21 protein-coding genes, 2 tRNA genes and 1 rRNA gene are annotated in these 26,183 nt (G+C 37.4%); 16 read left to right on the top strand and 8 right to left on the bottom strand.

Annotated features, from left to right (window positions below; all coding sequences use genetic code 11):
* Nucleotides 1-195 precede the first annotated feature (195 nt).
* From rrf to CIL05_RS20825, 3 genes are all read left to right on the top strand, one after another.
* Nucleotides 196-311, top strand: a 5S ribosomal RNA gene (rrf, locus tag CIL05_RS20835).
* Between the two features lie 44 nt (nucleotides 312-355).
* A tRNA-Met gene (locus CIL05_RS20830) sits at nucleotides 356-432 on the top strand.
* Between the two features lie 153 nt (nucleotides 433-585).
* Nucleotides 586-662, top strand: a tRNA-Asp gene (locus CIL05_RS20825).
* 126 nt (nucleotides 663-788) lie between these two features.
* Here CIL05_RS20825 and CIL05_RS22380 read toward each other — a convergent pair.
* Nucleotides 789-947 (bottom strand): hypothetical protein, encoded by a 159-nt coding sequence (locus CIL05_RS22380; protein ID WP_165769186.1) that lies wholly within the window; start codon nucleotides 945-947, stop codon nucleotides 789-791.
* A gap of 93 nt (nucleotides 948-1,040) precedes the next feature.
* On the opposite strand from CIL05_RS22380, the gene thiL reads away from it, so the two are divergent.
* The 6 genes from thiL to CIL05_RS20795 all read left to right on the top strand — a co-directional run bounded on the left by thiL (nucleotide 1,041) and on the right by CIL05_RS20795 (nucleotide 6,050).
* Nucleotides 1,041-2,006 carry a thiamine-phosphate kinase gene (gene thiL / locus CIL05_RS20820; RefSeq protein WP_095657459.1) on the top strand — a complete coding sequence of 322 codons (966 nt, stop codon included), beginning with the start codon at nucleotides 1,041-1,043 and terminating at the stop codon, nucleotides 2,004-2,006.
* A gap of 8 nt (nucleotides 2,007-2,014) precedes the next feature.
* On the top strand, nucleotides 2,015-2,470 hold the full coding sequence (tsaE, locus tag CIL05_RS20815) for a tRNA (adenosine(37)-N6)-threonylcarbamoyltransferase complex ATPase subunit type 1 TsaE (protein ID WP_095657458.1): 456 nt from the start codon (nucleotides 2,015-2,017) through the stop codon (nucleotides 2,468-2,470).
* Nucleotides 2,471-2,481: 11 nt separating this feature from the next.
* Complete coding sequence (tsaB, locus tag CIL05_RS20810) at nucleotides 2,482-3,189, top strand: tRNA (adenosine(37)-N6)-threonylcarbamoyltransferase complex dimerization subunit type 1 TsaB (protein WP_095657457.1); 708 nt, start codon at nucleotides 2,482-2,484, stop codon at nucleotides 3,187-3,189.
* On the top strand, nucleotides 3,182-3,631 hold the full coding sequence (rimI, locus tag CIL05_RS20805) for a ribosomal protein S18-alanine N-acetyltransferase (RefSeq protein ID WP_095657456.1): 450 nt from the start codon (nucleotides 3,182-3,184) through the stop codon (nucleotides 3,629-3,631). Before tsaB ends, rimI begins: the two co-directional genes overlap by 8 nt.
* Entirely contained in the window at nucleotides 3,628-4,638 is a 1,011-nt protein-coding gene (gene tsaD / locus CIL05_RS20800) for a tRNA (adenosine(37)-N6)-threonylcarbamoyltransferase complex transferase subunit TsaD (protein WP_095657455.1), read from the top strand. Before rimI ends, tsaD begins: the two co-directional genes overlap by 4 nt.
* Before the next feature lie 224 nt (nucleotides 4,639-4,862).
* Complete coding sequence (locus tag CIL05_RS20795) at nucleotides 4,863-6,050, top strand: FtsW/RodA/SpoVE family cell cycle protein (protein WP_095657454.1); 1,188 nt, start codon at nucleotides 4,863-4,865, stop codon at nucleotides 6,048-6,050.
* A gap of 124 nt (nucleotides 6,051-6,174) precedes the next feature.
* Here the strand turns inward: CIL05_RS20795 and CIL05_RS20790 are convergent, their stop codons facing one another.
* Entirely contained in the window at nucleotides 6,175-8,094 is a 1,920-nt protein-coding gene (locus tag CIL05_RS20790; RefSeq protein ID WP_095657453.1) for an ABC-F family ATP-binding cassette domain-containing protein, read from the bottom strand.
* 174 nt (nucleotides 8,095-8,268) lie between these two features.
* Here CIL05_RS20790 and moaC point away from each other — a divergent pair, with 174 nt between their 5' ends.
* From moaC to CIL05_RS20775, 3 genes are all read left to right on the top strand, one after another.
* Nucleotides 8,269-8,772: a cyclic pyranopterin monophosphate synthase MoaC gene (moaC, locus tag CIL05_RS20785; protein WP_095657452.1), complete on the top strand. Its 504-nt coding sequence runs from the start codon at nucleotides 8,269-8,271 to the stop codon at nucleotides 8,770-8,772.
* A complete protein-coding gene (locus CIL05_RS20780; protein ID WP_095657460.1) occupies nucleotides 8,759-9,397 on the top strand; it encodes a redox-sensing transcriptional repressor Rex in 639 nt (212 codons plus the stop codon). Before moaC ends, CIL05_RS20780 begins: the two co-directional genes overlap by 14 nt.
* A gap of 247 nt (nucleotides 9,398-9,644) precedes the next feature.
* Entirely contained in the window at nucleotides 9,645-10,649 is a 1,005-nt protein-coding gene (locus CIL05_RS20775) for a hypothetical protein (protein ID WP_095657451.1), read from the top strand.
* A 34-nt stretch (nucleotides 10,650-10,683) separates the two neighbouring features.
* On the opposite strand, the gene CIL05_RS20770 is transcribed toward CIL05_RS20775, so the two are convergent.
* Together CIL05_RS20770 and CIL05_RS20765 are read right to left on the bottom strand one after the other, a co-directional pair.
* Complete coding sequence (locus tag CIL05_RS20770; protein ID WP_206207821.1) at nucleotides 10,684-10,884, bottom strand: YdiK family protein; 201 nt, start codon at nucleotides 10,882-10,884, stop codon at nucleotides 10,684-10,686.
* A gap of 7 nt (nucleotides 10,885-10,891) precedes the next feature.
* Nucleotides 10,892-11,605 carry a CPBP family intramembrane glutamic endopeptidase gene (locus CIL05_RS20765; protein ID WP_095657449.1) on the bottom strand — a complete coding sequence of 238 codons (714 nt, stop codon included), beginning with the start codon at nucleotides 11,603-11,605 and terminating at the stop codon, nucleotides 10,892-10,894.
* 257 nt (nucleotides 11,606-11,862) lie between these two features.
* On the opposite strand from CIL05_RS20765, the gene groES reads away from it, so the two are divergent.
* Entirely contained in the window at nucleotides 11,863-12,147 is a 285-nt protein-coding gene (gene groES, locus CIL05_RS20760; protein ID WP_095657448.1) for a co-chaperone GroES, read from the top strand.
* Between the two features lie 43 nt (nucleotides 12,148-12,190).
* On the top strand, nucleotides 12,191-13,828 hold the full coding sequence (gene groL / locus CIL05_RS20755) for a chaperonin GroEL (RefSeq protein WP_095657447.1): 1,638 nt from the start codon (nucleotides 12,191-12,193) through the stop codon (nucleotides 13,826-13,828).
* 240 nt (nucleotides 13,829-14,068) lie between these two features.
* Here the strand turns inward: groL and CIL05_RS20750 are convergent, their stop codons facing one another.
* Entirely contained in the window at nucleotides 14,069-14,836 is a 768-nt protein-coding gene (locus CIL05_RS20750) for a DUF1829 domain-containing protein (RefSeq protein WP_095657446.1), read from the bottom strand.
* A 16-nt stretch (nucleotides 14,837-14,852) separates the two neighbouring features.
* Entirely contained in the window at nucleotides 14,853-15,338 is a 486-nt protein-coding gene (locus CIL05_RS20745) for a DUF6978 family protein (protein ID WP_095657445.1), read from the bottom strand.
* Nucleotides 15,339-15,902: 564 nt separating this feature from the next.
* On the opposite strand from CIL05_RS20745, the gene CIL05_RS20740 reads away from it, so the two are divergent.
* The gene (locus CIL05_RS20740; protein ID WP_095657444.1) at nucleotides 15,903-19,037 is read left to right on the top strand and encodes a hybrid sensor histidine kinase/response regulator; all 3,135 of its coding nucleotides are present in this window, start codon (nucleotides 15,903-15,905) and stop codon (nucleotides 19,035-19,037) included.
* 76 nt (nucleotides 19,038-19,113) lie between these two features.
* Here CIL05_RS20740 and srtD read toward each other — a convergent pair whose 3' ends face one another.
* Both srtD and CIL05_RS20730 read right to left on the bottom strand, forming a co-directional pair.
* Complete coding sequence (gene srtD / locus CIL05_RS20735) at nucleotides 19,114-19,707, bottom strand: class D sortase, LPxTATN-specific (RefSeq protein WP_095657443.1); 594 nt, start codon at nucleotides 19,705-19,707, stop codon at nucleotides 19,114-19,116.
* Nucleotides 19,708-19,809: 102 nt separating this feature from the next.
* Nucleotides 19,810-20,949 (bottom strand): response regulator, encoded by a 1,140-nt coding sequence (locus CIL05_RS20730; protein WP_095657442.1) that lies wholly within the window; start codon nucleotides 20,947-20,949, stop codon nucleotides 19,810-19,812.
* 278 nt (nucleotides 20,950-21,227) lie between these two features.
* Between CIL05_RS20730 and CIL05_RS20725 the strand changes: the two genes are divergently transcribed.
* Nucleotides 21,228-26,183 (top strand): Cna B-type domain-containing protein (locus CIL05_RS20725; protein ID WP_108721311.1); only part of this gene is annotated, 4,956 nt, incomplete at its 3' end.

The raw sequence follows: 26,183 nt of genomic DNA, 5'->3' as shown, positions 1-26,183 counted from the left end.
GGTTGATAGGTTCGAGGTAGAAGCGTGGTGACACGTGAAGCTGACGGATACTAATCGATCGAGGACTTAACTAAATTCTTTTAGATCGTCCGTTGATAACACTCTTATTTAGTTTTTAGGGTATAAACCTAAAAAACCCTTGCATTTTTCAAGAGAAATGCATATAATATATTTTGTCCTTATTTTTAAGGAATGTCTGGTAGCAATAGCGAAGAGGTCACACCTGTTCCCATACCGAACACAGAAGTTAAGCTCTTCAGCGCCGATGGTAGTTGGGACTTTGTCCCTGCAAGAGTAGGACGTCGCCAGGCATTCAAGATATATTAATCTTGATCAATTTAATATTCTTTCATATCGCGGGGTGGAGCAGTCTGGTAGCTCGTTGGGCTCATAACCCAGAGGTCGTAGGTTCAAATCCTGCCCCCGCAACCAAATTATTTCAACTAACTACGTCGATTTGACATCCTGTTAATTGAAAATCAGTAGTACTTGGGAGTGCAACCAATTTATTTTCAACTAACTACGTCGAATTAACTTCTAGGTTAATTGAAAATGAATAATACTAAATAGTTAAACTTAAATATTGGTCCGGTAGTTCAGTTGGTTAGAATGCCTGCCTGTCACGCAGGAGGTCGCGGGTTCGAGTCCCGTCCGGACCGCCACTTTTTAAATATACATACTTACACATGATTTTGAATTACAAAATCGTGTGTTTTTTAATTACACTGATAAAGTATAACTTTTTTAGGAAATCAGTATAAGTGCATAAGTAATACTTCGAAGCATTATCATCGCAGACGAAAAGTATTTTCCGCCTGAACTAAGGCTTTCGCCATTAAGGCTTGGCGATAAGCCAAGTTTTCTAATAAAAAATAAATACGGATTAATTTACAGCTTCTAAGGAAATATGTAATTGCAGCCTTTTCAAATCCTTCGTGAAACTTCAACTATTTTCTCCCTAGCCTTCATTTATTTTTTCCTTTTCAACTACTTTTTGCTATCATAAGTATAGTTATATTATTGAAAATGGTGATAAATAAATGGATGAATTCTCATTTATAGATTCTATAAAACAAAATTATTATCGGCAATCTACATTGATTAAAGGAATTGGTGATGATGCAGCAGTACTGAGCTCGTCACCAGAGGATATCGTTACAGCTGTGGATACGTTTGTTGAAGGTGTTCATTTTACCAAAACCTCGATGGAACCATTCTTTGTTGGATACCGGGGACTTGCAGCTAATCTTAGTGACTTGGCGGCAATGGGAGCATCTCCTGCATTTTATTTAGTATCCATAGTTATTCCCAAGTCCTGGTCTATGGAAGAAATTGCGCAAATTTTTTCAGGTATGAAAGAACTGGCAGGCATATATAGTATGGATTTAATTGGTGGAGATACGGTAAGTGGTAAAGAATTATCGATATCTGTAACAGTTATAGGCTATGTAAAAAAGGGAAAGGCACGTTATCGAAGCGTAGCTAAAAATGGTGATATTGTTTTTGTAACAGGAACATTAGGGGATTCCCAGGCTGGGTTTCATATTTTAACAAATCCTGGTGTTTATTTAAATGAAAGCTATTATGCTCGCAGACATCAAATGCCCTCACCAAGAGTTGATTTTGCAAAAAGTTTGGATAGATTGCCACGTGTCTCTTTAAACGACATTAGTGATGGTATAGCAAGTGAAGCGTCTGAAATAGCTGAAGCTTCTGGAGTTAATATTACACTAAATGCTCTGAAAATCCCGGTAGCTGATTCTTATGACCAGTTTTCGGAGGATCTGCAGCATCATTGGAAATTTTATGGTGGAGAAGATTTTGAACTAATGGGAACAATACCAGGTAGTGATTGGGCCGAGGTTCAAAAATTAGCAGATCAGAGTCAAGTAAGAATTACAGAAATAGGCTATGTTACAATGGATCATGAAAATGGTAATGTATTTCTGGAAAAAAATAATGAAAAAAAGCAATTACAAAAAAGGGGATATAACCACTTGAAGTAGGTGAAGTGATGAGTGAATATAAGCTGGAAACAGATTCTGCTTTAGAAACGGAACAATTAGCCCAGAAATTAGCTACCCTTCTTAAACCTGGAGATGTAGTTACATTAGAAGGCGACCTTGGTGCAGGCAAAACAACGTTTACAAAGGGTATTGCAAATGGCCTTGGAGTTAAACGTAATGTGAGCAGTCCAACATTTACAATCATTAAAGAATATGAGGGTGAACTGCCACTGTATCATATGGATGTTTATCGTCTGGAGAATTCAGATGAGGATATTGGATTTGAGGAATACTTTAATGGCAATGGTGTTTCTGTAGTGGAATGGGCACAGTTTATTGAAGAATATTTACCTGACGAACGGTTAAATATCAAAATAAATTATGTTGATGAACATACAAGAGAATTGGAACTCAGAGCCACCAGTACTCATTTTGAATGGGTTATTAATGAATTAGTGAGTTAGGGGTTACGTTAATGAATATACTTGCGATTGATACATCAAATCAAGTATTAGGTGTAGCAATATTAAAAGATGATCAGATAATTGGAGAAATTGTTACAAATTTAGCAAAGAATCATTCGGTTCGATTGATGCCGGCAATTGATAAATTAATGAAGGAAGTTTCCATGTCTCCTGAGCAATTAGATAAAATTGTTGTAGCAAAAGGGCCTGGATCCTATACTGGTGTAAGAATTGGATTAGCAACTGCAAAATCGCTGGCATGGGCGTTGAATATTCCGATAGTTGGTATATCCAGCCTGGAAGCTCTTGCATATCAGGGGCGGTTTTTTAATGGGTATATCTGTCCGTTTTTTGATGCACGGCGGGGAATGGTCTATACAGGTTTGTACAAATGGAGTGAAGGCAAATTAAATGCAGTTTATGAGGAAACAAATAGTTTAATGGAAGATATTCTGAATAAACTTGCAGAGGAAAAGAAGGAAGTACTTTTTCTAAGTCCGGATATTTCGATATATAAAGAAGCAATTATGTCGAATATAGGTGAATTTGCGTGCGTTCCGGATGGTCCGTATCATTTGGCCAAACCCTCACATTTAGCACTGGCTGGCATGGAGCGTACAGCGGATCCTACCCATACATTAACACCTAATTACTTACGGCTTGCAGAGGCGGAAGCTAATTGGATGAAGGCACAGAAGGAAAAACAGCAAAATGGCTAAAGTTACGATAAGAAAAATGGAGCTTGCTGATGTTGATCAAGTAATGGAAGTAGAGAAAGCATCATTTACAACCCCTTGGACCATTGATATTTTTTATCAGGAAATTGTGGATAATGATCATGCGTATTATTTTGTCATTGAATTGGATGAAAAAATTGTTGGCTATGTTGGCACCTGGATTATATTGGATGATGCACAAATAACTAATATTGCAATACTGCCCAGGTTTCGTGGACATAAATTGGGCGAAAAGTTATTTCGATATACGATCCAACAGGCAATGTTGATGGGAGTTACCCGTCTTTCACTTGAAGTAAGAATATCAAATATACCTGCACAGGGACTATATAGTAAATTTGGACTTGTACCTGGTGGAATTCGTAAAAATTATTATACTGATAATCAAGAGGATGCGTTAGTTATGTGGGTGAATCTATTATGAAAAAGGAAACTTATATACTGGGAATAGAAACAAGCTGTGACGAAACAGCTGTTGCAATCGTCAAAAATGGTAGAGAGATTATTTCCAATGTGGTTGCATCGCAAATTGAAAGTCATAAACGCTTTGGTGGGGTCGTCCCGGAAATTGCTTCAAGACATCATGTGGAACAGATGACAGTAGTGCTGGAGGAGGCTTTTAACGCGTCTAAGCTGAGCTGGGAAGATATTGACGCAATTACTGTGACAGAGGGACCTGGCCTTGTTGGTGCATTACTTGTTGGCGTTAATTCCGCGAAGGCATTGGCTTTCGCTAAACAGAAGCCATTGATTGGCGTACATCATATCGCTGGACATATTTATGCAAACAGACTGGAAAAAGAATTTCAGTTTCCACTACTTGCGCTTATTGTCTCAGGCGGGCATACTGAGCTCGTTTTAATGAAAGATCATGGGGTTTATGAGGTAATCGGTGAAACACGCGATGACGCAGCTGGGGAGGCTTATGACAAGGTAGCAAGAATGCTCAAATTACCTTATCCCGGAGGACCGCAAATTGATCGTTTAGCTGAAGTTGGTGAAGAAAATATCGCTTTTCCACGGGCATGGCTGGAGGAAGATAGCTATGATTTCAGTTTTAGTGGGTTAAAGTCATCAGTTATCAACAAAATCCACAATGCTAAACAACGAGAAGAATCTTTGAAAGACGAAGATATTGCTGCAAGTTTTCAGGCCAGTGTAATTGACGTATTAACGAAAAAAACAGTACGTGCTGCGAAGGAATTTAATGTGAAACAAGTGATAGTGGCTGGTGGAGTCGCAGCAAATAGAGGGCTTAGAGCAGAATTAGAAGCTCAATTTGCTGATTTAGCCATTCCATTGATCATCCCGCCATTAAAGCTTTGTACGGATAATGCAGCAATGATTGCAGCAGCTGGTACGATTGCTTATGAACAGGGAAGACGATCTGATCTAGATCTAAATGCGAATGCTTCTTTGTTGTTAAAGTAATCCACATGTTATTCACAGACCTGTGCGTAACCCATAAAAATCCTAATATACTCACTTGAAATTTGTGGATAAAAAATGTTGGTAAATCACAGAAGGCTTTGTGGATAATGTGCATAACTTTGTTAATAACTTACAGCATAGCCATTTTGATGTGTATATGTCTGTGGATTACCTGAATAACTTGTATAAATGTAGATAAAGTAATAGAAATTTGGTGAATTTGCGTGTCTAAGAAGCAATCCTATTATATACAGAGTGATTTCATTGTCTTATTTATTTTATTTGTTTGTATTAGTTTACTTTCCATATTTAATGCACAACAGCTCGAGCAATACGGAGATGATAATAATTTTGTTCTAAAACAGATTGTCTGGTTTACAGTAGGTGCATGTATGGTCGCTGCCATACAGTTTCTGGATTTAGAGCAATTATATAAAGCCAGCGTTTATATTTATGGTATCGGGATTTTTGTTTTATTTGTATTGTTGATAAGTCCGGAGGGTCCGGGAGCTATAGCAGAGAGAACCAATGGGGCTAAAAGCTGGTTTAAATTACCGGGATTATCTGTTCAGCCAGCGGAATTTACAAAGATAACAACCATTCTGTATTTAGCTGCGATAATAAGTAAGCATAAGGCGAAATATGAAGTAACGAATATGAAAACAGATATTTTATTAGTATTAAAAATTCTAGCCATTACTGCTGCGCCAGTTGTATTAATCCTGCAGCAACCTGATTTTGGAACATCAATGGTGTATTTATTTATCGCCGGTATGTTTATCATATTATCGGGGATTAGCTGGAGAATAATTATAAGTCTAATTGCACTTATTTCTGTCGTTGCTGGAGCAGCCCTGGGGTTTATTGTGAAATTTACAGACCTAGCAAAAGAACTAGTTGGACCAGATCAAGCATATCAAATAGATAGAATTATGACATGGTTTAATACATCCGCTCCATCTAATGATGCATCATGGCATTTTGACAGGGCGTATATGGCATTGGGGTCAGGTCAGTTATTTGGCAAAGGGATGAATAGCCTGCAAGTATCTTTTCCTGAGGCCCAAACAGATTTTATCTTCTCTGTTATCGGGGAAAGCTTTGGATTTATTGGTAGTGCATTGGTAATTTTTCTTATTTTTATATTTTTATATAAGCTGCTGACATTAGGACTTAATGTATACAAACATTCAGCGTTTGGAGCTTACCTTTGTTTTGGTTATCTTAGCCTAATATTGGTTCATGCTTTTCAAAATATCGGAATGACGTTGGGGATTATGCCGGTAACAGGTATCCCGTTATTGTTGATAAGTTATGGTGGCAGTTCTGTGTTATCCACAATGATTGGACTTGGAATTGTATACAGGATTGCAGTAGAACATACGATACAAAATGATTATTTGTTTAAATAGATTTTATTCACAGAAATAGTTGCATTAAAAAAGCGTAGGGAATTTAAATTTCTCTACGCTTTTTACGTGTTCTAAAGCTTTAAGGTTAAAGGGGGGTGCGAGGTTATTTCAACCTTTATAAAAATTACTCCTGCAAAACTGTCCACTCTTCCATCAGTTGCTCGACTCTCTGTTTAGTGGAACTTGTTTCTTTAGTTAATTCCAATGCTTTTTCATGATCCTGGTATACATCAGGTTCAGCCATCATTTCTTCCAGCTTTTCGATTTCTAATTCAAGCTTTTCTATTGTTTCTTCAAGCTCTTCAATCCTACGCTGCTTTTTCCGCTTTTCACTCTGTAGCTGTTTTTCCTCTTTAAAACTGAGCTTTCGGTCTTCTGTTTTTTGAGCGGCCTGTGCAGTTTGCTGCAGTCTTTCCAGCTCCGCTTCCTCTTCTTTCTTTTCCGTATAATAATCATAATCCCCTAAATACATGGTTACACCATCCCGCTGCATTTGGGCAACCTGATCCGTTATTTTATTAATAAAATAGCGGTCATGGGAAACGAAAATGATTGTTCCCGGAAAATCAATTAAGGCTGCTTCCAGCACTTCCTTACTATCAATATCCAAATGGTTCGTAGGCTCATCCAATATTAACAGGTTTGCTTTTTGCATCATTAATTTCGCTAAAGCAAGTCGTGCCTTCTCACCACCGCTTAAGGAATGCACAAGTTTTAAGACGTCATCACCAGAGAATAGGAAGTTTCCTAAAATGGTGCGGATATCTTTTTCATTCACTGTTGGATATTCATCCCATAGCTCCAGCAGCACAGTTTTAGATGATGTTAGATTAGCCTGTTCCTGATCATAATAGCCAATTTGAACATTTGTTCCTAGTGAGACCTGACCACTCGCAGGTTTTAAAGTACCAAGAATAGTTTTTAATAAGGTTGTTTTTCCAACACCATTGGGTCCAACCAATGCAATTCGTTCTCCACGGTTAACATGAAGTTTTACATTGGCAAACAAATCCTCACTATCATCTTCATATCGAAAGGATAGATCATCTATTTTTAAAACATCATTCCCACTTCGCCTGTTCACCCGAAAAGTGAAGGATGCGGATGATTCATCACCAAGCGGTTTATCAATTCTGTCCATTTTTGCCAATTGCTTTCTTCTGCTTTGAGCTCGCTTTGTTGTGGATGCACGAACAATATTTCGTTGTACAAAGTCTTCCATCTTTTTAATCTCTGTTTGCTGTTTTTCAAACTCTTTTAATTCCTGCTCATAATCAAGTGCTTTTTGCTCCAGAAATTTACTGTAGCTACCATGATATTTTTTTGTTTTATGGCGGGATATCTCATAAACAATCGATACCGTTTTATCTAGGAAATAGCGGTCATGGGATACAATCACAACAGCACCGATATAGCTGATTAAGTAATTCTCGAGCCATGCAAGTGTATCAATATCCAGGTGGTTCGTGGGCTCATCCAGGATCAGTAATGCCGGCTTTTTCAGTAATAGCTTACCAAGTGCCAGTCTTGTTTTTTGACCACCGCTTAATTCATTAATAGGTGTTTCATAGTCGTAATCCTGAAAATTTAATCCTGTAAGTACAGCTTTTATATCTGATTCATAGGTATAGCCACCTTCACTTTGAAAGGCTTGCTGTAATTTATCATAATCATGTAAAAGTTTTTCATAATGTGTACTGGAAATATCGGTTGCCTCAGCCATTTTTTTCTCGATAGCACGTAGTTCCTGTTCCTGAAGAAGTAGATGCTGATATACTTCCAGCATTTCATCCCAAATTGATTTTCCTGACTCTAAAGACATGTGTTGGGATAGGTAGCCTATTGTCAGATCTTTTGGTTTGAAAAGCTCTCCTTCATCATATGTAAGCTCATCAGCCATAATTTTTAATAAAGTAGATTTCCCGGCACCATTTCGGCCGACAATTGCAATCCGATCATTACTTTTTATTTCAAGCTTTATATTAGCTAAAATTTCCTCTGCACCAAATGATTTTGATAATCCGTTTAATTGCATAAGTATCATTACGTTCACCTCATCTTCCCTAGTGTATCGTATTGTCAATTGTGCTCGCAATAATATTGTGAAATATATCACGACTTATTTACAAATATCTGTTAAAATAAAGGAGAACTTACAGATGAAATTACGCATTTTTTAAATAATGTTACATACTTTTAAAATATTGGAGTTGAGTGTATGTCAGATTTCACACACTTTAATGAACAGGGTAGAGCACGGATGGTGGATATTAGTGAAAAAAATGAATCAGAACGAACAGCACTTGCCCGGTCCAGTGTAAAAGTAACTGAAGAAATATATGAAAAAATTACAGGGAATGAAATTAAAAAAGGTGATGTGCTTGCAGTTGCTCAAGTGGCCGGGATTATGGCAGCAAAGAAAACGTCTGACTGGATTCCTATGTGTCATCCACTGCAATTAAAAGGAATTGATATTTCTTTTGAGTGGATGGTCGAAAACAATACATATGAACTGCAAATAGAAGCTTTTGTAAAAACGAAGGGAAGTACCGGCGTTGAAATGGAAGCTTTGACTGCTGCCTCTGCAACAGCACTTACGATATATGATATGTGTAAAGCAATTGATAAAGGAATGATCATCGGCCAAACATATCTTCTGGAGAAAAAAGGCGGAAAATCCGGAGATTATTACCGAAGTGAAAGAAGGAATAGCAATGAATAAAATACCACAGGCAACTGCAAAGCGCTTGCCATTATATTATCGATTTTTAAATAACCTGAACCACCAGGGCAAAAAGCGGGTCTCATCAAAAGAGCTCAGTGAAGCTGTGAAAGTGGATTCGGCAACCATTCGCAGGGACTTCTCCTATTTTGGGGCACTCGGGAAAAAAGGCTATGGCTATAATGTTGAATATTTGCTCGGTTTTTTTAGAAAAACATTGGATCAGGATGAGCTGACTGACGTTGCCTTAATCGGTGTTGGCAATTTGGGAACTGCATTTTTGCATTATAACTTCCTAAAAAACAATAATATACAAATTAAAATGGCATTTGATGCAGCTAAAGAAAAAGTAGGAACAGACATTGGCGGGGTTCCCGTTTATCATATTGAAGATCTGGAAGATAAAATGACAGGGATTAAAGTAGCAATCCTGACCATCCCTGCAAGTGAAGCAGATGGGATTACCAATCGTTTAGTAGAACAAGGAATAACAGGGATTCTAAATTTTACACCAGCAAGAATTACCGTGCCTGATCATATTCGGGTACATCATATTGATTTAGCTGTTGAATTGCAAGCACTTGTTTATTTCCTGAAGCACTATCCATTAAGTAAAGAAGATTAATTCGCCTGAGCCTATTGAACAACTAGTTCAATAGGCTTATTTTTATTTTGTAAGCTATTAACAGACATAATTCTTAGCTCACGGGGTATAGGCTCCTATATAAATGACTTTGGATATAATGAACTATATTTTCATTTGTTAATTTGGGTCGTATGACATCTGTATTTATGATTGGCAGTGCGATATGATGGGAACATTGTTTTATTTTTCCAGTACCATTTAATATAAAAATCAGGAGGAAGTCAATATGATGAGAAAAAAGTTTTATGCAATTATTGCTTTATTCATGCTTAGTTTCTTTGCAGTAGCTTGTTCAGATGACACGAGCAGTGAGGAACCGAATGAAGCAGAAGAAACTGAGGAAACAGAAGAATCAGAGGCTGAAGCTGAAGAAGCCAGTGAACCGGAAGAAGAGGAAAAAGCAATTCCGGAGGATGAAGATTTATTCAGTGTATTGGAAACGAATATTCAAACGATAGTTGACCAGGACACGGATGCACATATGGAAACGATCCATAGTGAATCACCAGCTTATGAAGGAACAGAGCAAAATCTGGAAGTGCTGGCCGATTATACACTTGACATGAAATTATCTGATTTAACTGTAGAAGAAAAAACAGAAGAAGAAGCCAGAGTAGCCTATACACAAACTTCAATGAAAGTAGAAGGCCCTGCATATCAAAACAATCAGACAAAGGGTGTCCATATTTTAAAACCGGAAGATGGTATATGGAAAATTTTTAACACCGAAGTTGTAGAAACAATCCCGCTGGATGAGAATGGGGAAGTAATGGAACAAGGCGAAGCAGCAATGGAAGGTGATTATGCTGATCTGTTATTAGAACTGGAAATGCCATTTGATGGCGATAAATGGGTACTTGGAAATTATCAGGAAGCCCAGGGAGAAGCAATTGCAGAGTTTCTTGTAGCCGGTGAAGAATTTGAAAATTATACCGAGCTTTTAACACTTCATTATTATGAAAATGGTAATGATTCACTGGGTATAGCAGGCTATGTGGACATGATGGAAACAAATCTGGGGGAAATGATTACCGGTAATCTTGAATTTAATAGAATAGAAGAAGGCATTTATGAATTTGCTGTCACAGAGGATGAAGCTCAGCTGGATCAGCAAGAAATTGCCCGTGTATTTGTAAAAGATAACGATCTCTATGTAGTTCGTTACACAACAATGGAGCAAACCATTGAAGATAGAGATGGCTGGGTGGAAAATCTTAAAGGTGTCCAATAACAGTAAATAGAAGAAAGAAGGAGCAGCAACGAAGCTACTCCTTCTTTTTATTTTTTATCCGAAAATGAATAGATATCAATCGTATGCTGACACCGAAGTCAAGGGTGGCAAATAATGCGATCACGACAGTGGTGAAATTCCAAATGGTTTCATCAGCACTTTGTACTGCGATATATACGAAAAATATTCCCATTATAAAGTATACGATAGCCATTATTAGTGGCGAAGTTCTCATAATTAACTTAACCTCCGATTAGGATCATTTGCATCTCCTGTAATTGCTGCTGCATTTTTTCAATATCCTCTGGAGTGAAATTATACTGTACGAGAACGACAATGGAATTCATTGCCATATGCACAATGATTGGTACAATAATACGTTTTGTTTTTACATATAAAAATGCGAAGACAAATCCCATGGAAGCATAGATTAGGATGTGCTGAGGTTCTCCGTGAATAATTCCAAATACAACAGCTGATAATAGCGCTGCGAAAAAGAAATTCATTTTTTTATAAAAACTTCCGAAAATAATTTTCCGGAAAATTATTTCTTCCAGAATAGGTGCGATAAACATTGGAATGATCATAAATAAAGGTGTAGCACGTGTGACATTCATGATCAATTGGGTGTTTTCCGATCCGGCCTCAATTCCAAGAAGTTCTATTTCTATTAAAGCTGCAATCCCCTGAGAAAAATATGCCATAAATACGCCCAGTATTGACCAGAGTACAATACTTCCAGTTGAAGCGGCATTACGATGGCTTGGTGTCTTCATGTCAGGCTTCATGATGATCAATACAATGATGAGCCCCAATAGGAAGCTAAAGATTGACCAGTAAATAACAGCATCGTTTTCACCTAGAGGTGTTAACAAATAAAGTAATGGTGCAAAAACAATTCCCGAGAATTGCATAATGATATAGGTAATGATGACCCACCAATATCGTTTTGTCAAAATACAACGACTCCTTCAAAATATATAGGTTTCTATTGTTTAATAGTTATTTAAACATATTACGTATTTTATCATATTTTATGCACTTGTAATAATAGTATGGTTGAGGAAGCATGTACATTCTTAGAAAATAAAATTTACAGTATACATTACTTGCATTTTTAAATTTTATTATTTATTATATTAATTGGGATTAGCACTCGGAGAGGTAGAGTGCTAATAAATAAAAATGATAAGGAATTAAGGAGGTTAATCTCATGATTAAACCACTAGGAGATCGTGTTGTTATCGAGCTTGTTGAACAGGAAGAAAAAACTGCAAGCGGTATCGTACTTCCAGACTCTGCAAAAGAAAAACCGCAGGAAGGTAAAGTAGTAGCAGTTGGTTCTGGTAGCGTTACAGAAAACGGAGAAAAGGTAGCACTTGAAGTTTCAGAAGGAGATCGCATTATTTTCTCTAAATTTGCCGGTACTGAAGTGAAATACGATGGCACAGAATACTTAATTCTTCGTGAAAATGACATTTTAGCTGTTGTTAGCTAAGAATAGAAAATATTGATGATCTGATTTTAAGGAGGGCTTTTAAATGGCTAAAGAAATTAAATTTAGTGAAGACGCACGTCGCGCAATGCTACGTGGTGTAGATACATTAGCAGATGCAGTAAAAGTAACTTTGGGACCAAAAGGTCGTAACGTTGTTTTAGATAAAAAATTCGGTTCACCACTAATTACAAATGATGGTGTAACAATCGCAAAAGAAATTGAACTGGAAGATCAATTTGAAAATATGGGTGCACAGCTTGTATCTGAAGTAGCATCCAAAACAAATGATGTTGCCGGTGATGGTACAACAACTGCAACAGTTTTGGCACAAGCAATGATCACGGAAGGCTTGAAAAACGTTACTTCAGGTGCAAACCCTGTTGGTATTCGCCGTGGAATTGAACAAGCGGTTGAAGCAGCAGTTAAAGAATTAAAAGGTATTTCCGAAACAATCGAAAGCAAGGAATCGATTGCTCAAGTTGCGTCAGTTTCTTCAGGTGACGATGAAGTTGGAAGCCTGATTTCAGAAGCAATGGAACGTGTTGGTAACGATGGCGTTATCACAATTGAAGAATCAAAAGGCTTCAACACGGAACTAGAAGTTGTTGAAGGTATGCAATTTGACCGTGGATATGCTTCTCCATACATGGTTACAGACCAGGATAAAATGGAAGCAATACTCGAAGATCCATATATTTTAATTACTGACAAAAAAATCGGTAACATACAGGAAGTATTACCAGTACTTGAGCAAGTTGTACAACAAGGTAAACCACTTCTATTAATTGCTGAAGACGTTGAAGGAGAAGCACTTGCAACATTAGTTGTAAACAAACTTCGCGGAACATTCAATGCAGTAGCAGTTAAAGCTCCAGGATTCGGTGATCGTCGTAAAGCAATGCTTGAAGATATCGCTACACTAACTGGCGCAGAAGTAATTACGGAAGATCTCGGCTTGGATCTTAAGAGTGCAACAATCGATCAATTAGGCCGTGCTTCCAAAGTAGTTGTTACAAAAGATAACACAACAGTAGTAGAAGGTTCAGGTAATCCTGAAGCAATTTCAGCAAGAGTTGCACAAATCCGTGCACAAGCAGAAGAAACTACTTCTGATTTCGATAAAGAAAAATTACAAGAGCGTCTTGCTAAATTAGCAGGCGGCGTAGCAGTTATCAAAGTTGGTGCAGCTACTGAAACAGAATTGAAAGAACGTAAACTACGCATTGAAGATGCACTTAACTCCACTCGTGCAGCAGTAGAAGAAGGAATCGTTTCAGGTGGTGGTACTGCACTTATCAATGTATTAGGCAAAATTAAAGAGCTTAACCTTGAAGGTGACGAAGCAACAGGCGCTAAAATTGTTCTTCGTGCATTGGAAGAACCAATTCGCCAAATTGCTCACAATGCCGGTCTGGAAGGTTCAATTATTGTTGAACGTCTTAAAGGGGAAGCAGTTGGTATTGGGTACAATGCAGCAACAGGAGAATGGGTAAACATGGTTGAAGCTGGTATCGTAGATCCAACTAAAGTTACCCGCTATGCACTGCAAAACGCAGCATCTGTAGCAGCAATGTTCCTGACTACTGAGGCTGTAGTAGCCGACATTCCTGAAGAAGGCGGCGCTGGTGGCGGCGGAATGCCTGATATGGGCGGAATGGGTGGCATGGGCGGCATGATGTAATAAAAACTCTAACTCCTTGTTAAATCAAGGATTAGAGTATACTTCATCAATCCATGTTTATTTTATTGATCATAAGCGTTAGTAAATCATTCTAAATACCAAGGTCTCTCATCTGAATTGATGAGAGACCTTTTTTAGTCCTTGTGTTAGGTATTTGTATTCCTTTTCGACTTCCTTTATTGAAGCTTACTTAAGGAATAAAGAAAGATGTACAATCTATGTACACCTTTAGGAATTTAATTATATTACTTTTAATGTGTTTATTATTAGACTTTTATCCGACCAAGGTAAAACTTTAATACCATAGTTATTTAATGAAGTACTAAATTTGTCTGATACAGGCAAATTAATATCGTTGGCTAATACATAAAACTCCGAATCAGCTCTAACTTCCTGTATGTCAATAAAGGGAAATAAAGTATTTTGATAGTTTCTAGAGGTAGGTGTATTTACGGCTTTTATTATTTTTTCCTTCTTTTCTTTTCGGTGTGGAGTCACGAAATCAAAATTTTGTTGATTACCTGATTTCCCATTAAATCCCAGGTCTGGAGTGTTTAATATATCATTATCATCAAAGAATCTTTTAACTTCTTCTGTAAAGATACTAATCACATTATTTCTGGAAGTCAGCAACATATCAGAAATTTGTATTACGCATTGTATTAGATTGTGTTGTTTTTGAGGATATTCTGATAAGTCATCAAAGGAAACATAAAGTTCCTCAGTGTTTTCGTCGAAGTCGACACCGAATACTCTCAATTTGGTATTAAAATAGTCTTTTCTTTTTTTTGTGTTGGAAACATCGACGCCTAACATGCTAAGTTCTGATAAAACGTGTCCATCATCACTTAAAGTGAATTTGTTATTATTCTCGGAAAAAAACAAATGAATAAAGTCATTATGCATATCAACAAAAGGAGTTTGGATTTCGATAAACTCCTTAAACTTTTCCAACTTTACACTCTTCTTATTCCAATCGTTGTATAGTTTCTTTAGGTCTGTTATCATAAAATCCCTCCTTGTTTTAAGTTAAATTAAGTTGATTTTGATGATAGAATTCAAAATCATTTAAATTTCCAATGTTAATAAATTCAAGAAACTTCCTTAGTATAATTACTAAATCATGTAAGGCTTCATTAGTCAAGTGAAGCTTAATATTATGGTGATCCAAAGGATAGGCAATAGAATCTCCATATCCTTCTTTGGCAATATGTATGTGGGGACATGGGATTATTTGTCCCGACAGTTCAAAGTCGCCTTCAGGATTTTTGTGACTAGGCCCTGATATATCTAACCTAGTGATAGGTTTGTCTTGGAAGTTTAAGTTCCTTAATTGCAAAGTAAGATATCCCTGTCGACCCCGTCTATTTATATCAATAACAAATGAATAATTAGAGCTATTTGCTTCCAATCTTTTATATTCACCTAATAAAGGTAAGTTGACTACAGCGTTTCTATGGTTTAGCATTTTTAAACAATTAATAAAATCATCTATTAAGTCGGCTTGCATTTTGCACCTACTTTTGGTAATTTTATTGAAAACATAAAAAGCATCCAAATATCAAATGAAGAAATGGATGTCTGGAATATTGTGCTGATTTACACTACTCTAGAAAAATTGCTATTTTCGATGCTTTTCTTTATAACAGTGCTTACACCCGTCATAAATATTTGGGTATAGAACAGTGTAGTCGGTATCTGTATCTAACCGATTAGTAGGGATAATTAGATTAATGTTGCAAGCTGGTTCTGTGAGTACTGTTCTATGCACTTCTTTTTCTGCTCCTGTATTTTACAATATATTTAGTCATCCTTTCACCTCCTTGTTATCATAATTCGACGTTTTATAGGTAAATCCTCCCAACAGAAGGAGAATAGTCCTAATTTGTCGATTTTATTATTAATAGCTATCAAATGTGGGGAGTTTAACTAAATAGCAATAGATATATGAACCTTCGATGTGTCTTTACCTTCTAATCTAGCTGTCTGATTCGCGCTATTATGATAGAATTAGTTTACTTATGGTACGTAGTATAATCTACATAATAGCTGGGCATAAAGTGGGGCGAGTCAGTTGAAATTTAAACATAAGCTATATTTATTAGTATTTATAACGATCTTATTAATGACAACGGTGATAGATGATAGTAATGTCTTGGCGGAACAGTCCGATTCAACGGTGTTACTTGATTTAAGTGACAATCAGCAGTCGGAAGAATTCTATACAGATCTTGATGGCGAATGGAATTTCTTTGAAAAGGAATTATTATCACCCGATGAGGTGAAGGAACAATTGAGCAATGAACCAGGCAGTGTAGTTTCACTCCCTAGCTCATTTGATACTCAGAAAGGTGAAATTAATTCATTTGGTACATATAGCACAACGATTAAAATACCTAAAAGTTATGTAGGGGAAACATTAGCAATTCATGTTCCCTATCAATATAGCGCCTACAGCCTTTATATAGATGAAATAGAAGTTGCTAGAAATGGTGTAGTGGGCGGGGATTCAGCTTCACATACTTCTGAAATGGCACCAAAAACAGGTTATTTTATTGCGCAATCGGATGAAGTATTACTCACGATGCAAGTATCCAGCTTTGACCATATTCGCGGGGGATTTGAGAACACCATTTATTTCGGGGAAGCTTCCATAGTGGCTCAAAAGTTCAATTCGAATATGATCGTTACGCTTTTTATTAACGGTAGTATTTTTATCATTGGTTTGTTCATGTTTTTATTTGCTTTGTATCGCAGAAAAGAGCATTTATTTTTTATATTCGGGATGTTTGCTATGCTCATATCTGCTCGTGCTTTATTTGCTGTTCCTTTTTACTATACGCTCATATTAGATATGTCTTGGCTCTGGGGTACGAGATTAGAATATATTCTGACAGAGGCAACTTCCATGTTCTATGTTATTTTACTATGGAAATGGCATGAAGAGGAGTTTTCTAAGAAAATAATGTACGGGTTAGTCACAGTACATTTAGGGCTAATAATTACCACTTTATTTACACAGCCTGTATTTTTCCAGGCACTATTTTTCAATATTTTTTATCTAGCCGTCCCTACATTTTTCTATATGATTTATGTTATTTCCAAGAGTATTCGTAACAATAATAGAAACGCAAAAATAAATCTAATCGGCATGGGACTTATATTTTTGGCGTTTTTTAATGACTTTGCGATCGGTCAGAATTGGTATCAGTCAATCACGTTGATGTTACCAGCGGTTGGCGTCTATGTATTGATTCACGTTATCCTAATGAGTAAAGACTTTGCAGATTCAGTTCGGAAAACAGAGCAGCAAAACAAGCAATTATTAGCTTTAAATAGTTCAAATGAAGAGCTAACTATTCAACTTCAAAAAGAGATGAAGCAAAAGGATGATTTTCTTGCAAATACATCCCATGAACTTCGGAATCCATTACATGGGATTATAAATATTGCGCAATCTATTTTGCATAACAGACCCAATCACCTTGATGAAAAAACACAAAAGGACCTGGAGATTCAATTAACAATTGGGCATCATATGTCACGGACTTTGGAAGACTTACTAGATGTGACCCGACTGAAGGAGCACCGTATTCATCTTCAAAGGGAGCGTCTTGATATACAAGGTATTTCCGCAGGCGTTGTCGATATGCTTCAAGTGCTTATTGAAAATAAAAATATTCAAATGGAAGTACGAATCCCAAGTGACTTTCCTATTCTGGCAGCAGATAAAAATCGTGTGATTCAAATTTTATTTAATCTTCTTCATAATGCAGTGAAATTTACGGATGAAGGTACCATTACCATCAATGCCGACGTGCAAGAGAAAAAAGCTCATATTCATATTACAGATACAGGAATTGGCATGAATGAAAAAACACTGCGTACCATTTTTGATCCCTATGAACAAGGTGATTCCAGTATTACTGCTATTGGGGGTGGCCTCGGTCTGGGTCTAAGTATTTGCAAACAGTTAGTGGAAATGCATGGTGGAGCAATAAAAGTGAACTCCGTCTTAGGGGAAGGTTCGGTATTTACATTTACCTTACCACTAGCAGAAGAATCCTTTGAAGGGCAGGTGGCAGCAACAACATCGACTCCAGTTATGGATATGGGCGAACTTTCTATTAAAGAAACACCGATTGCTATGAATCATGCGATGATTGAAGCATTTACTAAGAATACTCCTGTCTCATACAGACCGAGAATACTGGCTGTCGATGATGACCCGGTAAATTTACAAGTGCTGACTAACATTCTTTCGGAAGACCAATATGAGGTAGAAATTGTTACGAGCGGAAAAGAAGCATTAAAACAACTGGAAGAGAAGGAATGGGATTTAATTATTTCAGATGTTATGATGCCTATCATGTCTGGGTATGATTTAACGCGTTCCATCCGGGAGAGATTTTCCATATCTGAACTTCCTATACTTCTGTTAACAGCAAGAAGTAACCCAGAAGATGTCTATACTGGATTTTTGGCAGGTGCAAATGATTACGTCACAAAACCAGTCGATGCGGTGGAGTTAAATGTTCGAGTACATGCTTTAACCGATTTACAGGCATCAATTAAAGAGCGGTTAGGGATGGAAGCTGCATGGCTTCAAGCGCAAATTCGTCCACACTTTTTATTAAATACGTTGAATGCGATTGTTTCATTAAGTGAGATAGATACACCGAGAATGGCTCGTCTACTTGAAAAATTAGCCCATTACTTGCAGAGCAGTTTCTATTTAAAAAACTTAGACAAGGTCGTTCCTCTCCAAACTGAACTTGATTTACTGGAATCCTATTTATATATTGAAAAGGAGCGATTTGGGGATCGGCTACAGGTGAAATGGGAACTAGATGAAGTTCAAGATGTAAGAATTCCGCCTCTATCTATCCAAACATTAGTAGAGAATGCAATCAATCATGGCGTTTTGAAGCAAATCGAAGGAGGTTTAATAACGATACGAATCCGTAAACAAGACGGCTATACGGAAATATCCATTATTGATGATGGTGTTGGGATGGATGAAGAAAAGGTAGAACAACTCTTCACTCTCCACCCTGATCGGAAAAAAGGTATTGGACTAAACAATACCGAACAACGTTTGAAGCGGTTGTATGGGAAAGGTTTGCAGGTTAGAAGTACACCTGGTGTGGGAACGAGGATAATCTTTAGTGTGCCGAATAGATTTGAGATGAAAGATTCAATTGATTAAGCTGTTTAATAGAAACACACAGGGTCTCCCTTAATTTTCGGAACTTAGTGGAAGGCCCTATTCAAAATCTCTCACATCATTTCTCCACTGGATATGCAAATGCGACAAATCGATCGGGTGCGCTTCCTATAAAATCGAAAGGATAACAGGTGGAGACGACGAGGGCTTCTTCTCCCATTTCCCCTACTACGGACGTATCGTCTTCCGGCACAATCTGAGTTTGGCGGATTTCGTATTCATAGTCGCCGTAGGGCATGTGAACGATGAAGATATCGCCTATTTCGAGATCACCAAAGTTTCGAAAAACGGTATCACGATGTCCGGATAGTACGATTTGCTCCTCTTTTCCAGGGTAGGCGGTTTCGGTCATATGTCCGACACCTTTGGATAATGCGTCTTCATCTGCACCTTCCACGATGGCAATTGTTTCTTCTAATTTCGGTATTTCCAGCGTACCGAATGCTTCCATATGATCAGCTGTGAATGATTGTATGGTTTCTGTATCTTCAGTTTGAGTTTGTTGTGATGGTGCTTTATGCGATTTATCTAATCTTTCTTGTGCCTCTGCTAAGGATTGATCCTGGTCTTTTGATTGTGAGATATACTCATAACCGAAGAAACCAATAAGAACAAGGCCAATTGTAATAAAAATAGCTCCAACGATTTTCACCAAACCATCCCCCCTTTGTTAAATTATAAGTATAGAGTTAGCCCCGGAAATCTGAGTAGAATTTAGCTAATAGATAATTTCTTCTCATGTTTCTATTATTTATTATGGTTTAGATATTGTTTTATTCTGATTCCATTGATCATACCATTTTCTAATGTTAGGACTGACCTGAATACTTAATTCCTCTAAAGCATTTTTTAATTGAACGTACTGATAATCAACTAGCTTATCATTTCCCAAAATGGCAAACAATTTCATTAATGAAAAATGGGCGTTTTCTTCTTCCGGTCTTATCGTACATATTTTAACATACCATATTCTCGCATTTTTTAATTCTCCCTGTTCATAATAAAAGTTTGCTAGTTGATAAGCCACATTTGTCCATAGTAACTCTAATCGGTATCGTTCAGGTTCTACCCACAAATAATCATATTCCTGTAAATAAGATCCTGTATATAAATCCATACTTGTCTCGTAACCATCCACAGTCTCCATACTGATAGGAGGAGCAGCAACAATTCTGTTTTCCCACTCTAGTATATCGATCAAAGCATTTTTGGTTAAGAGTATGTATCCATCTGGAACGCTTTTTAATGAAAAATGGTTGCTGAATTTACCTAGTGTTTTCCTTACATGGTATATTGCATTATATAATTGAGCGTAGGCTTTATTTTGATCAAATTCGGCCCAAAGAATATCGATTAATTCAGATTTTCGGATCGCTTTTCCAGAATGATGGAGTAAATAGAGAAATAATTCCTGAGCTTTTGTTGTTCGCCAGTGAATGATTTCGACTTTATCCTTTGTAAAATAAAACGTTAATTCTCTACATACATTAATTTGTAATATTTGATTGACTGATAAAGGTTGACTGATTTGATCATCTAATTTCTTTTCAATTCGTTCCAATGTTAATTGCAATCGCTCTAGTTGAACAGGTTTTAGGATGTAATCAAATGCATTTAACTCAAATGCTTTTACTGCGTAATCTTTAAAAGCTGTAACAAATATAATGGATAGGCTTGAATTGATTTCCAGGATCTGTTCTGCCAACTCCAGCCCATTAACTCCAGCCATTTCAATATCCAGAAATACTACATCAACTTCCTCTAATAATGTAGTTTCCTTACCAATAATTAAATTAGTAAATTTCCCAACAACAACAATATTACTGACTTTATTGAGTTGACGCTCAAGATAATCCAAAGCAAGCGGCTCATCATCAACAAGAATTGCTTTCACAAATATCCCCCCCTATTAACAGTTTATTCCATTTAAATAATGGAAAATTTTACTAATGGTTCATGTAATTCAATTGTATTGTATAAAAGATACTTAAGCAAAAACAATTATGTTAATTATGTAAATTTAGATATATAGAACTATTAGGGTAATGGATTATAGGGTCTTTTGGCTGACTCTATAAAAATTTTGTAGAGAAACTGTAAAGATACAAAGATTATAATCTTTTAATGGATTGATTTGTAGAAAAAAGTATTTTAATAGGGGGAGTATGGAAGATGAATAAAAAGTTTAGTCTGCTATTTATACTTATGTTACTTTTTCAGACAATAACAAGTAGCTTGGCTTTACCTGCGCAAACCAAAGCAGAAGGGTCTGAGCCAAGTGTTTTTACTGGAGTAACAGTGACAGATGAGGAGGGTAATCAGGTTGATTCTGAATCACTAACAGAACCGACGAATGTTAATGTACATATTGATTGGTCTGTTGATGGTGTTGATGTTGAGGAGGTAAGTACAGAATCTATTACTCTTCGATCTGAATTAAGTGTTTCAGGTGCGCAATCAGGTACTTTAGGAGATGCAGAAGCCGAGGTGGGTACATACGAAGTAACGACAGATGGTACAGTGACTGTAACATTTGACGAAGCTGTTGTGGAAAACCCAGAAGCTAATGGAAAATTTGAAGTAGCAGCAGTTTTGAAAGTTGAAGTTGCTGAAGAAGAAGTGGATGAGGAGACAGCTGTTCATCCTGAAGAGGATGAAGTTGTAGAGGGAGAGGAAGAATCCACTGAACCTGAGGAAGAAACAAATGGTGAAGATAAAGATGTTGTGGAGGAAGACGGGGCAGACAAGACTGAAATAGTTGAAGAAGAAGTGGATGAGGAGACAGCTGCAAATCCTGAAGAGGAAGAGACTGTTAAGACTGAAAATGCATTAACAATTTCTGGAGCTTCTGATGAAGAAATTCAAACTCTGCAGGAAATAGCTGATGGATTCATTCTTGAAATCGACACATTCTTGGATATGTCTGAAGAAGAAATCAGTGAAGCCAATAATAATCTGCCAGGTCTGAATGACGAGTTCATCATGAGATTGAACTGGGAGCTTCTGGACGGCCATGGTTATAAAGCCGGGGACACAATCAGTTTCAATTTACCAAGCGGCATTGAGATCAGAAGTGAACAGTCCGGTGAATTGAATACTCCTGATGGTCAGACGGCTGTAACTTACACAATCAACACCGAGGGCACAGTTGAATTTACATTTACAGAGTTTGTTGAAACCCACAGCCAGGTCAGTGGGTATATGTATGCATATTCTCATATAGATGTGGATGAGGCTGAAGAAGAAGATGGAGAAATCATCATTTCGCCTATTGGTGAAGAAGGTGAAAAACGCCTGCCGATCGATATGGGTGAGAGACAAAAAACTATCGAGAAACAAGGGGAGCCTAACCGATCATATAACGCAGATGAAATTAATTGGGAAGTAACGATTAATAAAGACAGAATGGATTTAACTAATGCAAGTGTAAAAGATACACTTCCAGCAGGTACTGAGTATAAAGCCGATAGTCTCACTGTCACTAAACTAATCGTCAACCTTAAAGGTGAAGTAATTGGTGAAGGTGAAGTAATTACTGTAGAAGGTGTCACTTCCGAAAATGGTGTTCTAAATATCCCACTTGGTGATATCGACGGAGCGTATAAAGTTGAGTACACAACGAAAGTGACAGACGACGATGCAACGGAATTTCAGAACAATGCAGTGTTGTCGGACGATGATCTGGAAGATGTCAGCGCAAATTCTACTGTTGTGATTGATCGCGGAGAACCGATTAATAAAAGCAATGGAGACTATGATCCTGTTTCAGGACAAATTGAATGGACAGTTGATTTCAACTTTAACCAGAAGAGTCTGGAAGACGTAACATTAACAGACGGATGGATGCCTGCAGGCACGTTGGAACTTGTTGAAGGAAGTCTTCAATTTGAGGAAATAGAGATTGATGAAAATGGTGATGCACAACCGACTGGAAACTTTGGTCTGCCAGACGGCGCAACATTCAATAAGGTTACAGATGGGTTTGAAGTCACGAATATCATAACCGATTCTGCTTACAGGATCACTTACACAACTGAAGTCACAGACCGTGTAATGGATGCTTATGATGTTGAGAATACTGCAGGATTTGGTGAAGAGTCTGCAGGCTCCGGTGCTCACGTTGGACAATTTGTCGGATATAAAGACGTGACAGGTGTCAACTATGCGGACAGAACGATTGATTGGCGTATCATGATCAACCGTGATAATTATGAAATGAATAATATTTCAATCACAGATACTATGACTGAAGGTCTGACACCTCAGGAAGAATCGTATACAGTCACAGTCGGCGGCGAGGAATATACGGATTATACAATTTCGGGTGAAAATCCATTTACGATTGATTTCCCTGAAAGTTATTCAACTGAAGACGAAATCGTAATAACTTATACGACAGATTATGAGCCGGACGATATGCCTGGTCTAAATGCAAATAACACTGCAGATATCGGCTGGGTAGATGAACGTGGTAACAGCCAGGACAAAACTGTAGAAGCGGATGTTACATTGAATGACGCATCACAAAACAACCATTGGAAAAATGGAAGTTATGATCCTGATTCAAAAGAAATAACTTGGAATATCATTGCAAACTATCGTCAGAATACAATTGGTGATTTGAACATCATTGATGCGCCGCAGGGCAATCAGACAATCGTGCCGGAATCTATCAGGGTTCATGAGCTTACGATAGACAGCAACGGAAACCACAGACCGGGGGCGGATGTCACTGGTGATGTAAATGTTTCCTACAACGACGATAATACTTTTTCCGTAGGGATTGGGGAAACTGAGCAGGCGTATTACATCGAATACAAAACCTCCCTTGAAGGTCTGAGTGATATCCAGGGTCAATACATTAATGAAGCAGAAGTAGGAAATGGTTCAGAAACATTGGCGGAGCTGGATGCTGAAGTCGGTGTTGTTGGATATAACACTTATGCAGCAAAAGATGGTATTCAAAATGGTAAAAAAATGGACTGGACTGTTCAAATAAACGTTGGACAGCAAGTGATCAACAACCTCGGTTTTACAGATACATTATCAGAGAACCAGGAAGTTCTGCCTGACAGTATTGAGGTATATCATGCAGATGTATCCGGGGGCAGTGCGCAAAGTACAGGTAATCTGGTTGACCCAAGTCTGTATGAATTAACTGTTTCAGAAGACCTGCGTACAATTGAAATCAATTGGAACGATCAAATCGACCGCGCATTTGTAGTAGAATACTCATCTCTGTTCTTCGCAGCACATGGAGAAGAAGTGAATAACAGCTATGAAGTGACAGGTGAAGGTGAATTTGTTGAAGACGCAGATAATGATGGTACTGAAACGCGTACTATCGAAATGAGATCAGGTGGTGGCGCTGAAGGTACTGCCGGATATCTGGTAATCGATAAGGTCGATGTCACAAACGGTGGAGATGATAAACTCTCAGATGCAGTTTTTGACCTTATAGATCCAGAAACAAGTGAGGTACTGAAATCAGGTACAACAAATGAAAATGGTCAAATCGACTTTGGTCGTTTGCTTTTCGGTGAATATGAACTTGTGGAAAGAGTGATTCCTGATGGCTATGTAACTGATACTAAGTCGCAAATGATCACTATTGATCTGAAGTATGAATCTGGTAATGATGAAACAAAAACAGAATATCGAGTTGAAAACTATGTACCTGTCTTTGCAATCGAATTAGAAAAAGTCGATGACTTAGGAGCGATATTACCTGGAGTTACATTCGAATTATATAACTCTAGTGATGAATTAATAGCCACTGAAACAACAGATGAAGAAGGGAAAACCCTATTTGAAAACTTACAAGAAGCAGGCTCATATTACCTGGTTGAGACAGAAGCACCAATCGGTTATGAACTAGGCGAAGAAAGGCATTATGTAGAAGTAGGTTCAAAAGAAAGAAAGCCAGTATCAATAACAATAGAAAATCAACGTGAGTTAACAAGTGTTAGTGGAACGAAGACTTGGGATGATGCAAATAACCAAGATGGTGTTCGTCCAGAGTCAATCACAGTAAACCTTCTAGCAGATGGTGAATTTGTTCGTTCAGTAGATGTAATAGCTGCAAACAATTGGGATTACAGTTTTACAAATCTACCAAAATATGAAAATGAACAAGAAATTAATTACACTGTAGAAGAAGTTGAACTGGATGTTGAAGGGTATACTTCAGTAGTTGACGGCTTCAATATTACAAACAGCTACACTCCAGAAGTAGTTGATATCTCAGGTATAAAAACATGGGATGATGCAGATAACCAAGATGGTGTTCGTCCAGCATCAATCACAGTAAATCTCTTAGCAAATGGCGCACCAGTAGCCTCTACAGAAGTAACTGCAGATGGTAATTGGAAATACATCTTTGAAGACTTACCAAAATATGAGGCAGGAGAAGGGATTGTTTATACAGTTACAGAAGATACTGTAGAACATTACTCGCAAAGTATTGATGGGTTTAATATCACAAATAGTTACACACCAGAAGTAACAGTAGTAACAGTAACAAAGAACTGGGATGATGCTAACAACCAAGATGGTATTCGTCCAGCAAGTATTGAAGTACAATTAACTGCTAATGGGGAACCAGTTGGGGGTCCTATTGAATTATCAGGAGAAACAGGTTGGACATATTCTTGGGAAAATCTACCGCTGAATGAACAAGGAGCACCTATTGTATACTCAGTAGATGAACTAACTGAATTACCGGAATATGAGACATCTGTAAATGATGAAAATCATGGAAACATCATTATCACAAACACGCATACACCAGAAGTAACAGAAGTATCTGGTGTAAAAACATGGGATGATGCAGACAACCAAGATGGTGTTCGTCCAGAGTCAATCACAGTAAATCTCTTAGCAGATGGTGAAGTGGTTGATTCGATTGAAGTAACAGAAGAAGACGAGTGGATGTATAGCTTCACTAACTTAGCGAAATTTAATGCAGGAGAAGAGATTGTTTATACAGTAACTGAGAACTTAGTAAATGACTATACTACTGAAATTGATGGAACGAATATTATCAACCATCATACACCAGAAGTAACAGAAGTATCTGGCATAAAAACATGGGACGATACAAATAACCAAGACGGTGTTCGTCCAGAG

Origin of the sequence: Virgibacillus profundi, assembly GCF_002287375.1 — a bacterium.
GTDB lineage: Bacteria > Bacillota > Bacilli > Bacillales > Amphibacillaceae > Virgibacillus_K > Virgibacillus_K profundi.
The sequence above is the reverse complement of the archived record's forward strand: the minus strand, read 5'-3'. Positions and strand labels throughout refer to the sequence as shown.

Bases quoted from the DNA above. Each gene is read 5' to 3' on its own strand.
- thiL (WP_095657459.1), top strand. From the start codon at position 1,041: ATGGATGAATTCTCATTTATAGATTCTATAAAACAAAATTATTATCGG.
- tsaE (WP_095657458.1), top strand. From the start codon at position 2,015: ATGAGTGAATATAAGCTGGAAACAGATTCTGCTTTAGAAACGGAACAA.
- tsaB (WP_095657457.1), top strand. From the start codon at position 2,482: ATGAATATACTTGCGATTGATACATCAAATCAAGTATTAGGTGTAGCA.
- rimI (WP_095657456.1), top strand. From the start codon at position 3,182: ATGGCTAAAGTTACGATAAGAAAAATGGAGCTTGCTGATGTTGATCAA.
- tsaD (WP_095657455.1), top strand. From the start codon at position 3,628: ATGAAAAAGGAAACTTATATACTGGGAATAGAAACAAGCTGTGACGAA.
- CIL05_RS20790 (WP_095657453.1), bottom strand. From the start codon at position 8,094: ATGATACTTATGCAATTAAACGGATTATCAAAATCATTTGGTGCAGAG.
- moaC (WP_095657452.1), top strand. From the start codon at position 8,269: ATGTCAGATTTCACACACTTTAATGAACAGGGTAGAGCACGGATGGTG.
- CIL05_RS20775 (WP_095657451.1), top strand. From the start codon at position 9,645: ATGATGAGAAAAAAGTTTTATGCAATTATTGCTTTATTCATGCTTAGT.
- CIL05_RS20770 (WP_206207821.1), bottom strand. From the start codon at position 10,884: ATGAGAACTTCGCCACTAATAATGGCTATCGTATACTTTATAATGGGA.
- groES (WP_095657448.1), top strand. From the start codon at position 11,863: ATGATTAAACCACTAGGAGATCGTGTTGTTATCGAGCTTGTTGAACAG.
- groL (WP_095657447.1), top strand. From the start codon at position 12,191: ATGGCTAAAGAAATTAAATTTAGTGAAGACGCACGTCGCGCAATGCTA.
- CIL05_RS20750 (WP_095657446.1), bottom strand. From the start codon at position 14,836: ATGATAACAGACCTAAAGAAACTATACAACGATTGGAATAAGAAGAGT.
- CIL05_RS20745 (WP_095657445.1), bottom strand. From the start codon at position 15,338: ATGCAAGCCGACTTAATAGATGATTTTATTAATTGTTTAAAAATGCTA.